The organism is Mesorhizobium sp. 10J20-29, from assembly GCF_054130485.1.
Genome location: NZ_CP199156.1, coordinates 456,322 through 467,685, shown reverse-complemented (window position 1 = coordinate 467,685; position 11,364 = coordinate 456,322). Strand labels below are relative to the sequence as shown.

General features: G+C 66.6%; 12 protein-coding genes. 10 read left to right on the top strand and 2 right to left on the bottom strand.

Annotated elements, in window-relative coordinates; translation table 11 throughout:
- Window positions 1-10 precede the first annotated feature (10 nt).
- A complete protein-coding gene (locus ACT2BZ_RS02260; RefSeq protein WP_457938981.1) occupies window positions 11-256 on the top strand; it encodes a hypothetical protein in 246 nt (81 codons plus the stop codon).
- On the opposite strand, the gene ACT2BZ_RS02255 is transcribed toward ACT2BZ_RS02260, so the two are convergent.
- A complete protein-coding gene (locus ACT2BZ_RS02255; protein WP_457938980.1) occupies window positions 257-1,234 on the bottom strand; it encodes a GlxA family transcriptional regulator in 978 nt (325 codons plus the stop codon). It abuts the gene before it with no gap.
- 156 nt (window positions 1,235-1,390) lie between these two features.
- On the opposite strand from ACT2BZ_RS02255, the gene ACT2BZ_RS02250 reads away from it, so the two are divergent.
- From ACT2BZ_RS02250 to ACT2BZ_RS02210, 9 genes are read left to right on the top strand one after another with little or no spacing between them, the layout of a single operon-like run.
- Entirely contained in the window at window positions 1,391-2,302 is a 912-nt protein-coding gene (locus tag ACT2BZ_RS02250; RefSeq protein WP_457938978.1) for a 3-keto-5-aminohexanoate cleavage protein, read from the top strand.
- Window positions 2,303-2,328: 26 nt separating this feature from the next.
- Window positions 2,329-2,952, top strand: coding sequence for an HD domain-containing protein (locus ACT2BZ_RS02245; protein ID WP_457938976.1), 624 nt, complete (start codon window positions 2,329-2,331; stop codon window positions 2,950-2,952).
- A complete protein-coding gene (locus ACT2BZ_RS02240) occupies window positions 2,949-4,040 on the top strand; it encodes a carnitine 3-dehydrogenase (RefSeq protein WP_457938974.1) in 1,092 nt (363 codons plus the stop codon). Before ACT2BZ_RS02245 ends, ACT2BZ_RS02240 begins: the two co-directional genes overlap by 4 nt.
- A gap of 4 nt (window positions 4,041-4,044) precedes the next feature.
- Window positions 4,045-5,208: an acyl-CoA dehydrogenase family protein gene (locus tag ACT2BZ_RS02235; protein ID WP_457938972.1), complete on the top strand. Its 1,164-nt coding sequence runs from the start codon at window positions 4,045-4,047 to the stop codon at window positions 5,206-5,208.
- A 9-nt stretch (window positions 5,209-5,217) separates the two neighbouring features.
- Window positions 5,218-5,955, top strand: a complete 738-nt coding sequence (locus ACT2BZ_RS02230; protein WP_457938970.1) for a DUF2161 domain-containing phosphodiesterase — start codon at window positions 5,218-5,220, stop codon at window positions 5,953-5,955.
- Window positions 5,952-8,069: an acetate--CoA ligase family protein gene (locus tag ACT2BZ_RS02225; RefSeq protein ID WP_457938969.1), complete on the top strand. Its 2,118-nt coding sequence runs from the start codon at window positions 5,952-5,954 to the stop codon at window positions 8,067-8,069. The genes ACT2BZ_RS02230 and ACT2BZ_RS02225 overlap by 4 nt, the downstream gene beginning before the upstream one ends.
- On the top strand, window positions 8,062-8,844 hold the full coding sequence (locus ACT2BZ_RS02220; RefSeq protein WP_457938967.1) for a carnitinyl-CoA dehydratase: 783 nt from the start codon (window positions 8,062-8,064) through the stop codon (window positions 8,842-8,844). Before ACT2BZ_RS02225 ends, ACT2BZ_RS02220 begins: the two co-directional genes overlap by 8 nt.
- Before the next feature lie 22 nt (window positions 8,845-8,866).
- Complete coding sequence (locus ACT2BZ_RS02215) at window positions 8,867-9,805, top strand: alpha/beta hydrolase (protein ID WP_457938966.1); 939 nt, start codon at window positions 8,867-8,869, stop codon at window positions 9,803-9,805.
- A 2-nt stretch (window positions 9,806-9,807) separates the two neighbouring features.
- Entirely contained in the window at window positions 9,808-10,476 is a 669-nt protein-coding gene (locus ACT2BZ_RS02210) for an HAD-IA family hydrolase (RefSeq protein ID WP_457941451.1), read from the top strand.
- On the opposite strand, the gene ACT2BZ_RS02205 is transcribed toward ACT2BZ_RS02210, so the two are convergent.
- Window positions 10,477-11,316 carry an alkaline phosphatase family protein gene (locus ACT2BZ_RS02205; RefSeq protein WP_457938964.1) on the bottom strand — a complete coding sequence of 280 codons (840 nt, stop codon included), beginning with the start codon at window positions 11,314-11,316 and terminating at the stop codon, window positions 10,477-10,479.
- Window positions 11,317-11,364 lie beyond the last annotated feature (48 nt).

The following is an 11,364-nucleotide window of genomic DNA, read 5'->3' as shown; positions in this document are numbered from 1 at the left end:
GCAGGCGGTCATGGACACGAAGCGCCTCGACGACCAGAACCACAGCGACCTAGACGCCCAGATCGCGACGCTGCTCGACCGTCTGAACGAGTCTGCCTCGATCGTCGACCAGCTGATGGCGATGCCGCTGCCGAAACAGGACGGCCTCTCGCATAGCGCCGACTGGGACGCTGTCGTGGCGCGGCGCATGGAGACAAGGCTCGCTTCCGCCCTGCGCTCCCTCCTCGAAGAAGAACCAACCGCCAAGCGGGCGTAGTCAGCCGCGACGCATGCGCGCCGGCGGCTGGCCGAAGGCGTGCGAGAAGGCGCGCGAAAAGGCCGCCGCCGATGAAAAGCCGGTACGGCCGGCGATGTCGGCCATCGGCTCTGCGGTGTCGAGCACGAGGCGACGGGCCGCGTTCAACCTGAGGCGCAGATAGTAGGCGCCCGGTGTCTCGCCGATGGCGCGGGAAAACGTCTTCTCCAGTGTCCTTGCGGTCACGCCAGTTCGCCGCGCGATGGCCGCTACCGTGAGGGGCCGGTCGACATGCGATTCCATCAGGCGGATGGCGCCGGCAAGCCGCGGGTCGAATCCGTCGAGCCGGCCGAGCGAGACGAGCGGCTGTGCGTCGGTGGCGGCGCGCGCCTGGTCGTAGATGAAGACGCTGGCGACATCGAGCGCCACCGCCATGCCGAGGCGTGCGCGCACCAGATGCAGCATCAGGTCAAAGGTCGGCGAGGCGCCACCGGCGGTGAACACCGGCCCGTCGATGACATAGCGGTCGGGGCGGATGTCGGCGCCGGGAAAGGCAGCGGCGAAATCCTCCAGATCCTCCCAGTGCGTCGTCGCGGCACGCCCCTCGAGCAGGCCGGCGCGTCCGAGCAGCCACGTACCGGCCTCGATGCCGCCTACGGCGCGCGTTGCTCTTGCGGCCCGGCGAAAACCTGCAACGAGCGAGGCCGTCTCGTAGCGCGTGCCGAAGCCGCCGATGGCGATCAGCACATCGGTCTTCTGTGTCGCGTCGAAGCGACCAGACACCGCGATCGGCAGGCCGGAGGTGGTGACGGCCGGCTCGCCGTCGGCCGAAACGAGCTGCCAGTCGAACATGGTGGCGCCGGCAATGCGGTTCGCCGCGCGCAGCGGATCGACCGCCGAGGCGACGCACATGATCGAGGCGCCGGAAAACACCAGCAGCGTCACCCTGAGCGCGGTATCGTCGGAGCGGAAGATTGACGTGGCTTCGCTTTTCATCAAGTTGAATTCGTAAAGTGTGAAGCGTGGCCGCGCAAGCCGGACGATGCTGCCGGCACAATCCACGGCCGTCCGAACTGTCCGCCCGCGCATGCCTCCGCCTCGACGGCAGGAGCTAGGGTTGGTAGGGGAAGGGGCCGGGAGCCAAGGGAGTTGCCGATGCCGCTGACCATGAACCGCGAGGTCTTCATCACCTGTGCCGTGACCGGCTCGGGCGGGACGCAGGACCGCAGCCCGCATGTGCCGCGTTCGCCGAAGCAGATCGCCGATTCGGCGATCGACGCAGCCAAGGCCGGTGCGGCCATCGTCCACTGCCATGTGCGCGATCCCGAGACCGGCAAGCCGCGCCGCGACGTCGCCCTCTACCGCGAGGTGACGGAACGCATCCGCGACGCCGATGTCGATGTCGTGCTGAACCTGACCGCCGGCATGGGCGGCGACATGGTGTTCGGCGACGTTGAAAGCCCGTTGCCGCTGAGAGCGCAAGGTACCGACATGGCGAGCGCGTCCGAGCGCGTCGAGCATGTGCGCCAGTGCCGCCCGGAAATCTGCACGCTCGATTGCGGCACCATGAACTTCAACGAGGCCGACTATGTGATGACCAACACTCCCGGCATGCTGCGCGCCATGGGCCGCATGATGACCGAGATGGGCGTGAAGCCGGAGATCGAGGCCTTCGACACCGGCCATCTGTGGTTCGCCAAGCAGCTGGTCGAGGAGGGCGTGCTGGCGCCCGACGCGCTGGTGCAGCTCTGCATGGGCGTGCCGTGGGGCGCGCCGGACGACCTCAACACCTTCATGGCGATGGTCAACAATGTGCCGTCGGACTGGAACTGGTCGGCCTTCTCGATCGGCCGCAACCAGATGGCCTATGTTGCGGCCGCGGTGCTCGCCGGCGGCAATTGCCGCGTCGGTCTTGAGGACAATCTTTGGCTCGACAAGGGCGTGCTGGCAACCAACGCCCAGCTGGTCGACCGTGCGGTCGGCATCGTCGAGAATATGGGCGCCAGGGTGCTCGGTCCCGAAGAGGTCCGCAAGAAGCTGAACCTGACCAAGCGGGCGCCGATCTGACGCCAGGCCGCAGGGAGGAGGAAGCCATGGAAACCGTGAAGTTCACCGCGATGAAGGACGGCGACCGCAAGGACTACGCCTTTCTGACCGAGCATGAGATCGCCTATGCGGAGAAGACAGCCGACCGGCTGCTCGACGCGCTGGTGCAGCTCGACGAGGGCCTGTCCGGCTACAAGATCACGCGGCTCGGCCATTCGCTGCAGGCGGCGACACGCGCCTGGCGCGATGGCGCCGATTCAGACTGGATCGCCTGTGCCCTGCTGCACGACATTGGCGACATCTACGCGCCCTACAATCACGACGAATATGCCGCTGCGATCCTGAAGCCCTTCGTGCGCGAGCAGTGCACATGGGTGGTCGAAAAGCATGGCGACTTCCAGCGGCTCTATTACGCGCATCACACCGGCGGCAACCCGCATGCGCGCGACCGCTTCGCCGGCCATGCCTATTTCGACGATTGCGACCGGTTCTGCGAGCGATGGGACCAGTCGAGCTTCGACCCCGACCACGACACGTTGCCGCTCGAGACCTTCCGGCCCTCCGTGCTGGAGGTCTTTGCGCGCAAGGCCTACGACCCGGCGGTGATCCGGGCGGGCGAGCGCGTGCCGCTCACCAATCCTGAAACAGCCAGACAAAGAGCTTCGACATGAGCATCATCGAAAAGGCCGCGGCCATAGGCGGCGGGGTCATCGGCGCGGGCTGGGTCGCAAGGCTCCTGCTCAACGGCATCGACGTGGCGATCTACGATCCCGATCCGGAGGCCGGCCGCAAGGTCGCCGAGGTGATGAAGGGGGCGCGCCGTGCCTACAAGCAGATGCTGCCCGGCGGCTTGCCGAAGGAAGGCAAGCTTACCTTCGCCAAGACCATTGCCGAAGCGGTGAAGGATGCCGACTTCATCCAGGAAAGCGTGCCCGAGCGGCTCGACCTCAAGCACAAGGTACTGGCCGAGATCGACGCGCATGCGCCGGCCAATGCCATCATCGGCTCGTCGACATCGGGCATACTGCCGTCCGACATGCAGGTGGCGATGAAGCGCCACCCGGAGCGGCTGGTCGTCGGCCATCCGTTTAACCCGGTCTACCTGCTGCCGCTGGTCGAGATCGTCGGCGGCAAGGAGACGTTTCCCGAGGCTGTCGAGGTTGCGCGCGAGATCTACGAATCGATCGGCATGAAGCCGGTGGTCATCCGCAAGGAGATCGAGGCCTTCGTCGGCGACCGCCTGCTCGAGGCTGCCTGGCGCGAGGCGCTGTGGCTGGTCAAGGACGACATCGTCACCGTCGAGGAACTCGATGACATCATGCGCTATTCCTTCGGCATCCGCTGGGCGCAGATGGGCATGTTCCAGGTCTATCGCGTGGCCGGCGGCGAAGCCGGCATGCGCCACTTCATGGCGCAGTTCGGTCCGTGCCTGAAATGGCCGTGGACCAAGCTGATGGACGTGCCGGAGCTGACCGACGAGCTGGTCGACAAGATCGCCGAGCAGTCGGACGCGCAGGCGCATGGCCTGTCGATCCGCCAGCTCGAACGCATCCGCGACGACAATCTGGTCGCCATCATGGAAGCGCTGTCGAAGCAGAACAAGGGCAAGGGCTGGGGCGCCGGCGCGCTGCACAACGACTACACCAAGCGCCTCGCCAAGCTGGCGTCGAACAAGCCGAAGGCTTCGAAGGCCGCCGTGAAGGCCAAGGCCGAAAAGCTGGTCAAGAAGGGCAAGACGCCAAAGAAAAAAAAGGGCTGAGGCAATGGATTTCGGCCTCACGGATGAACAGCGGCTGATCGTCGAGACGACGCGCGCCTTTGTCGAGAACGAGCTCTACCCGCACGAGGCGGAGGTGGAGCGCACCGGCGTGCTGCGCCCGGAACTGATCGCCGAGCTGAAGGCCAAGGCGATCGAGGCGGGGCTCTACGCCGCCAACATGCCGGAAGAGGTCGGCGGCGCGGGGCTCGATACGGTGACATGGCTGCTCTACGAGAAGGAACTCGGCCGCGCGAATTACGCGTTGCACTGGACCTGCGTGGCGCGCCCCTCGAACATCCTTTGCGCGGGCACCGAGGAGCAGCGCGAAAAGTACCTCTACCCCTGCATCCGCGGCGAGAAGTCCGACTGCCTGGCGATGACCGAGCCGGGCGCCGGCTCGGATTTGCGCGGCATGAAGGCAACCGGCGTGCAGGATGGCGACGACTGGGTGCTGAACGGCACCAAGCACTTCATCAGCCATGCCGACATCGCCGATTTTGCCATCGTCTTCATGGCCTCTGGCGAAGAAGATGGCCCACGCGGCAAGCGCAAGAAGATCACCGCCTTCTTCGTCGACAAGGGCACCAAGGGCTTCAACGTGCGCGACGGCTACAAGAACGTCTCGCACCGCGGCTACACCAACTCGATCCTCGAATTCGACGATTGCAGGCTGCCTTCCAGCCAGGTGCTGGGCGAGGTGCACAAGGGGTTTGACGTCGCCAACAACTGGCTCGGCGCGACGCGGTTGCAGGTCGGCGCGACCTGCCTCGGCCGGGCCGAGCGGGCGCTCGGCCACGCCATCGACTATGCCGCGCAGCGCGAGCAGTTCGGCCAGAGCATCGGCAAGTTCCAGGGCGTCTCGTTCAAGCTCGCCGACATGGCCGTCGAGCTGAAGGCGGCCGAGCTGATGATCCTCGAGGCGGCGTGGAAATACGATGCCGGGACGGTTACCGACCAGGACATGGCGATGGCCAAGCTGAAGGCCACCGAAATGCTCGCCTTCGTCGCCGACGAGGCGATCCAGATCCATGGCGGCATGGGCCTGATGGACGAGCTGCCGCTTGAGCGTATCTGGCGCGATGCGCGCGTCGAGCGCATCTGGGAAGGCACCAGCGAGATCCAGCGCCACATCATCTCGCGCGCGCTGCTTCGGGCGGTCGGAGGCTAGGCCGCCGCAATGCCACCCGCGCCGCTTCGCGAGACCGACCTCTACCCGCCCGTCAAGCTGATGCTCGAAGGGCAGGGCTATGTCGTCAAGAGCGAGATCGGGGCGGCCGACATCGTTGCGGTACGCGGCGACGAGGAGCCGGTCATCGTCGAGCTGAAGACGAAATTCTCGCTGTCGCTGTTCCACCAGGCGGTGCAGCGGCAGGCCCTGACGGACACTGTCTATGTCGCCGTGCCGCGCGGCGAGGGCAAGCCTTTCATGAGTTCGCTCGCCGGCAACACGGCGCTCTGCCGCCGCCTGGGGCTGGGGCTGATCACGGTGCGCATGAGGGACGGTTTCGTCGAGATCCATTGCGATCCGGCAGCCTACAGACCGCGCCAGTCGAAGCCGCGCAAGGCGCGGCTGCTGCGCGAATTCGCCCGCCGCGTCGGCGACCCCAACAATGGCGGGGCGACGCGCGTCGGCCTGGTCACGGCCTACCGGCAGGACGCGCTGCTCTGCCTGAAGGTCCTGGAAGCGGGGGGCCCGACAAAGGCTGCCGACGTGGCGCGGCAGGCGCGCGTAAAGCATGCCCGCCGCCTGATGGCAGACGATCACTACGGCTGGTTCGAGCGCGTCGCGACCGGCATCTACGACCTGACGCCGAAGGGCCGCATCGCCGTCAGCGACTATGCGGCTGAACTCGAACGGCTCGACGCGGCGATCGAGCAGGCAATCGGCGACAACGGGGCAGTGGACTTCCGATGAGCGGCACGCGCGACATTTCCCGGCTTCTGCGGCCGAAATCCATTGCCGTCATCGGCGGCGGCTTCTTCGCGCCCAATGTCGTCAAGCAATGCATCAAGATGGGCTTTGCCGGCGACATATGGCCGGTACATCCGACGAAGCCCGAGATCGAGGGCGTGGCGACCTTCGCCACGGTGGACGCGCTGCCGGGCGCGCCCGACGCCACCTTCATCGGCGTCAACCGGCACCTCACCATCGACATCGTGCGCTCACTTGCCGAGCGCGGGGCGGGCGGTGCAATCTGCTTCGCCTCAGGCTTTCTCGAGGCCGGCGCCGACGATGCCGACGGGGCGCGGCTGCAGCAGGAACTGGTGGAGGCGGCCGGCGACATGCCGGTCATCGGGCCCAACTGCTACGGGTTGATCAACTATGCCGACGGCGCGCTGCTCTGGCCGGATCAGCATGGCGGCCGGCGGCTTGCAAAAGGCGAGCGGGGTGTCGCCATCATCACCCAGTCGTCGAACATCGCCTGCAACTTCACCATGCAGACGCGCGGCCTGCCGGTCGCCTTCCTGATGACGGCCGGCAATCAGGCGCAGACCGGCCTGTCGGAAATGGCGCTCGGCCTGATCGAGGACGAGCGCGTCTCGGCGCTCGGGCTGCACATCGAGGGTTTCGATTCCGTTGCCGGATTCGAGCGGCTGGCGGCGCGGGCGCGCAAGCTGAAGAAGCCGATTGTCGCGATGAAGGTCGGCCGATCCGAGCAGGCGCGCACGGCAACCGTGTCGCATACGGCCTCGCTGGCCGGCTCCGACGCGGCTTCAGACGCTTTCCTGAAGCGTCTCGGCATCGCCCGCGTGGACGCCATCCCGTCCTTCCTCGAGACCTTGAAGCTGCTGCATGTCGTCGGCCCGCATTCCGGCCCGAAACTGTCCTCAATGAGCTGCTCGGGCGGCGAGGCGTCGGTGATGGCCGACAGCGCCGAGGGGCGGCGTGTCGGCTTTCCGAAGCTCGAGGCGGCGCACCACGCCCGCGTGAGGTCAACTCTGGGGCCTCTGGTGACCATCGCCAACCCGCTCGACTACCACACCTTCATCTGGAACGACGTGCCGGCGATGACCAAGGCCTTTTCGGCGATGGCGTCCGGCGGCTTCGACCTCAACATGCTGGTGCTCGATTTTCCGCGCTCGGACCGCTGCTCGGATGCCGACTGGTGGGGGGCGGTGACAGCCTTCGAGGCGGCACTTTCGGCCAATGGCGCGCGCGGCGCCATCGTCGCCTCGATGGGCGAGAACCTTGCAGAAGCCTATGCCGAGGGCCTGGTCGCAAAGGGCATCGTGCCGCTGCACGGCATTGTCGAGGCTTTCGACGCGGCCGAAGCCGCGTCCTTCATCGGCGAGGCCTGGACGAAGGCCGACCGCGCCCCGGCCTCAGCCTTGTGGGATGGTCGTATCGAAGGTTCCAATGGGGGAACTGACCAGCCGGCACTGCCTGCCCACCCTACCGAAGCCGCCGCCAAGGCGATGCTTGCCGGTTTCGGGTTGCCTGTGCCGAAGGGCATCGAGGCCGGCTCCACCGACGAGGCGGTGGCCGCGGCGCACGAACTTGGTTTTCCGGTCGCGGTCAAGGCGCTTGGCCTGGCGCACAAGAGCGAGGCAGGCGCTGTCAGGCTCAATTTGCGCGACGAGGCGGCGGTGCGGGAGGCGGCGCATGGGCTGATCGGGCTCGGCAGCGGGCTCTATGTCGAGCGCATGATTGCCAATGGGGTGGCCGAGCTGATCGTCGGCGTGACGCGTGACCCGGTGTTCGGACCGGTGATGACGCTGGGCTCCGGCGGCGTGCTGGTCGAGCTGCTGCGCGACAGTGCGACACTGCTCCTGCCGGCAAGCAGGGCTGAGATCGAGGCCGCGTTGCGCGGCCTGAAGCTGTTTCCGCTGCTCGACGGCTATCGAGGCCGGCCGAAGGCGGATCTCGCCGCCACCATTGATGCGGTTGCGGGTATTTTCCGTTTCGTGCTCGCCCATGCAGATCGCATAGAGGAACTAGACATCAATCCGCTCATTGCGTGTGCCGAGGGCGAAGGCGCCTGGATCGCCGACGCGCTGCTGATTTTCACGGAGAATGCCCATGACTGACGTCGTCAAAACCCGCCGCGAAGGCGGTATCCTCGAGGTCACGCTCGACCGGCCGAAGGCCAACGCCATCGACCTGCAGACCTCGCGGCTGATGGGCGAGACCTTCAAGGCCTTCCGCGACGACCCCGAGCTGCGTGTCGCCATCGTCAAGACGGCGGGAGACAAGTTCTTCTCGGCCGGATGGGACCTCAAGGCGGCGGCCGGCGGCGACGCGGTCGACGGCAATTACGGCGTCGGCGGCTTTGCAGGCCTGCAGGAACTGCGCGACATGAACAAGCCGGTGATCGCCTGCGTCAACGGCATGGCGGTCGGCGGCGGCTTCGAACTGGCGCTGTCCTGCGACCTGATCTACGCGGCCGACCATGCGAGCTTCGCGCTGCCGGAAATTCGCGCCGGCACGTTGGCTGATGCGGCGACGCTGAAGCTGCCGAAGCGCATTCCCTACCACGTCGCCATGGACATGCTGTTGACCGGGCGCTGGATGGACGTCGCCGAGGCGCATCGCTGGGGTCTGGTCAACGAGGTGCTGCCCAAGGAAAAGCTCGACGAGCGCGTCTGGGAAGTTGCCCGACTGCTGGAATCGGGACCGCCGCTCGTCTTTGCCGCGATCAAGGAAGTGGCGCGGGCCGCCGAGGGCATGGCTTTCCAGGACGCGATGAACCGCATTACCAAGCGGCAGTTCCGCACCGTCGACGAACTGTACGGTTCCGAGGACGGCATGGAGGGTTTCCGCGCCTTCGCGGAAAAGCGAGACCCGGTCTGGAAGGGAAAGTGAAGGCCATGGCACAAGGGGCGTCATGACCGATTACACGAAGCTGATCGACGCCGAGACCTGGGCCTATATCGACCGCGTCAACGCATTTTATCCGCCCGACACGGTCGACTACACCATTGACCAGCAGCGCGCGGTCTACGGCCGCATGTGCAGGGCGTTTCACGCCGGCTACCCTGCCGGCGTGACGGCCAGCGACGCGACGATCCCCACAGCGGCCACGGATATCCCGGTCCGCATCTACCGCAAGGCGGACAAGCCCGCGGCCGTGGTGCTCTACTTCCACGGCGGCGGCTTCATTCTCGGCGGGCTCGACAGCCATGACGATGTCTGCGCCGAGATCTGCGACCGGACCGGCTTCGAGGTCGTTTCGGTCGACTATCGGCTGGCGCCGGAACACGTCCACCCGGCAGCCTTCGAAGACGCACTGGCGGCCTATGAATGGTCAGCGGATGCTTACGGAATACCGATCGTGCTGTGCGGCGATTCCGCCGGCGGCAATCTCGCCGCCGCCGTCAGCCACGCGACGCGGGGCCACAAGGTCAGGCCAGCCGGGCAGGTTCTGATCTATCCAGGCCTCGGCGGCGACCGCAGCAAGGGCTCCTACGTGACGCATGCCGAGGCGCCGCAGCTGACGATGCGCGATCTCGAATTCTACAAGCATGTGCGCACTGGCAGCGTCGACCGCACGGGCGACATCACGCTGTCGCCGCTTGCCGATGCCGATTTCACCAACCTGCCGCCGACGGTGATTATCACCGCCGAATGCGACCCGCTGTCCTCTGACGGCGCGGCCTATGGAAGCCGTGTTGCGGAAGCGGGCGGGCGGGCGTATTGGCTCGAGGAGCCGGGCCTGGTTCATGGCTACCTGCGGGCGCGCCACTGCGTGGCACGGGCGCGCGCAAGTTTCACCCGCATCGTCGAGGCGGTCGGCGCGCTGGGCAGGCAGGAGTGGATCTGGTGAACATGACGGCAAATGCCTTTCCGGCAACGGGGTTCTCGGCCTTTCTGTTCGACATGGATGGCACCATCCTGACGTCCATCCTGGCGACCGAGCGGGTCTGGGCCGGCTGGATGCGTGGCCACGGGCTCGATGTGGCGGCCTTGCTGCCGACGATCCACGGGATGCGCGCCATCGATACGATGCGCCGTCTGGCGGTACCCGGCATGGATCCGGAAGTGGAGGCGCGCCGGCTGCTCGCGCTGGAGATGGAGGATGTCGGCGGCATCGAACCGATCCGCGGCGCGGCTGCCTTTCTCGCCACCCTGCCGCAGGACCGCTGGGCCGTGGTCACCTCGGCGCCCAAGGCGCTGGCGCTGAGGCGCATGGAGGCGGCCGGTCTGAGCGCGCCGGCCGTCATGGTGACCGCCGAGGACGTCTCGCAGGGCAAACCGGCGCCCGACTGTTTTTTGCTCGGCGCGGAGCGCCTCCGCGTCACGGCAGAGTCCTGCCTGATCTTCGAGGACGCACCGGCCGGAATAGCCGCCGCGGAGGCCGCCGGCGCGCGCGTCATGGTGGTGACCGCGACCCATGACGACAAGTCCGGAGGGGGCCATGCAGCTATCGAGAGCTACGAGTCCATAGCCGCGATGACGGATGCCGCAGGCGCCCTGCACGTTCGCGCGCGGTCATAGTCAGCTCAGGAAAGGCTTCGCCTTCATCGTAGCCGGGACCGGCACGCCGAGGCGTTTGAGAATGGTCGGTGCCAGCTGCAACTGGTCGAGCAGCGTTTCGGCCGCCGGTCCCTTGCCCTTGCCGAAATAATAGAGCGCGAAATCCTGCATCTCGTCGTCATGGCCGCCGTGGTGGCCGCGGTCGGTCTGGCCGTGGTCGGCGGTCACCATGACCTCGTAGCCCGCCTCCAGCCAGCGCGGCAGGAAGGCGGCCAGCATGGCGTCCATGACGGCCAGCGCGTGGTCCATCTCGCCGCAGTCATGGCCGAAGCGGTGGCCCATCGAGTCCAGCGTGCAGGTGTGCAGGATGCCGTAATCGATGCCGTGCCGCTCGGCCAGCATGGTCAGCGTGGCGAACAGGTCGACATCGGACGGCGTCATCTGGTTGGCGTGGCCGTAGCCGGTCATGGTGTGGAAGCGGCCATGCGTGATTGGCCCGCCGGGCTCGTCGTATTCGATGTCGCGCACCATGTCGAAAGGATAGCGGTTGAAGAATTCCGACCAGTAGGAATGGGTCACCGCGCCGGTCTTGCCACCGGCCTTCATCACTTCCGAGAAGACGTCGGGCTGGGCGACGCGGAAGCGCACCTCGTTGGACAGTATGCCGTGCGCCTGCGGTGCCACGCCGGTGTGGATCGAGGCGTAGCAGCAGGCCGAGGTAGAAGGCAGGACGGAGCGCATCTTCCAGGCGCGCGCGTCGCCCGACTGCACCCAGCCCTCCAGATTGCCCATGAACTTCTTCCAGTTGCGCCAGGGCAACCCGTCGAGGACGATGAGCAGGAGTTTTGTCTTGAGCGCCATGTTTCCGATCCGGAAGTTTCGGACGCCGACAGGTTCTGTCGCAGTCCG

What these genes read in the sequence shown, in the direction of transcription:
- ACT2BZ_RS02260 (WP_457938981.1), top strand. Translation starts at nt 11, where the DNA reads ATGGACACGAAGCGCCTCGACGACCAGAACCACAGCGACCTAGACGCC.
- ACT2BZ_RS02250 (WP_457938978.1), top strand. Translation starts at nt 1,391, where the DNA reads ATGCCGCTGACCATGAACCGCGAGGTCTTCATCACCTGTGCCGTGACC.
- ACT2BZ_RS02245 (WP_457938976.1), top strand. Translation starts at nt 2,329, where the DNA reads ATGGAAACCGTGAAGTTCACCGCGATGAAGGACGGCGACCGCAAGGAC.
- ACT2BZ_RS02240 (WP_457938974.1), top strand. Translation starts at nt 2,949, where the DNA reads ATGAGCATCATCGAAAAGGCCGCGGCCATAGGCGGCGGGGTCATCGGC.
- ACT2BZ_RS02235 (WP_457938972.1), top strand. Translation starts at nt 4,045, where the DNA reads ATGGATTTCGGCCTCACGGATGAACAGCGGCTGATCGTCGAGACGACG.
- ACT2BZ_RS02230 (WP_457938970.1), top strand. Translation starts at nt 5,218, where the DNA reads ATGCCACCCGCGCCGCTTCGCGAGACCGACCTCTACCCGCCCGTCAAG.
- ACT2BZ_RS02225 (WP_457938969.1), top strand. Translation starts at nt 5,952, where the DNA reads ATGAGCGGCACGCGCGACATTTCCCGGCTTCTGCGGCCGAAATCCATT.
- ACT2BZ_RS02220 (WP_457938967.1), top strand. Translation starts at nt 8,062, where the DNA reads ATGACTGACGTCGTCAAAACCCGCCGCGAAGGCGGTATCCTCGAGGTC.
- ACT2BZ_RS02215 (WP_457938966.1), top strand. Translation starts at nt 8,867, where the DNA reads ATGACCGATTACACGAAGCTGATCGACGCCGAGACCTGGGCCTATATC.
- ACT2BZ_RS02210 (WP_457941451.1), top strand. Translation starts at nt 9,808, where the DNA reads ATGACGGCAAATGCCTTTCCGGCAACGGGGTTCTCGGCCTTTCTGTTC.
- ACT2BZ_RS02205 (WP_457938964.1), bottom strand. Translation starts at nt 11,316, where the DNA reads ATGGCGCTCAAGACAAAACTCCTGCTCATCGTCCTCGACGGGTTGCCC.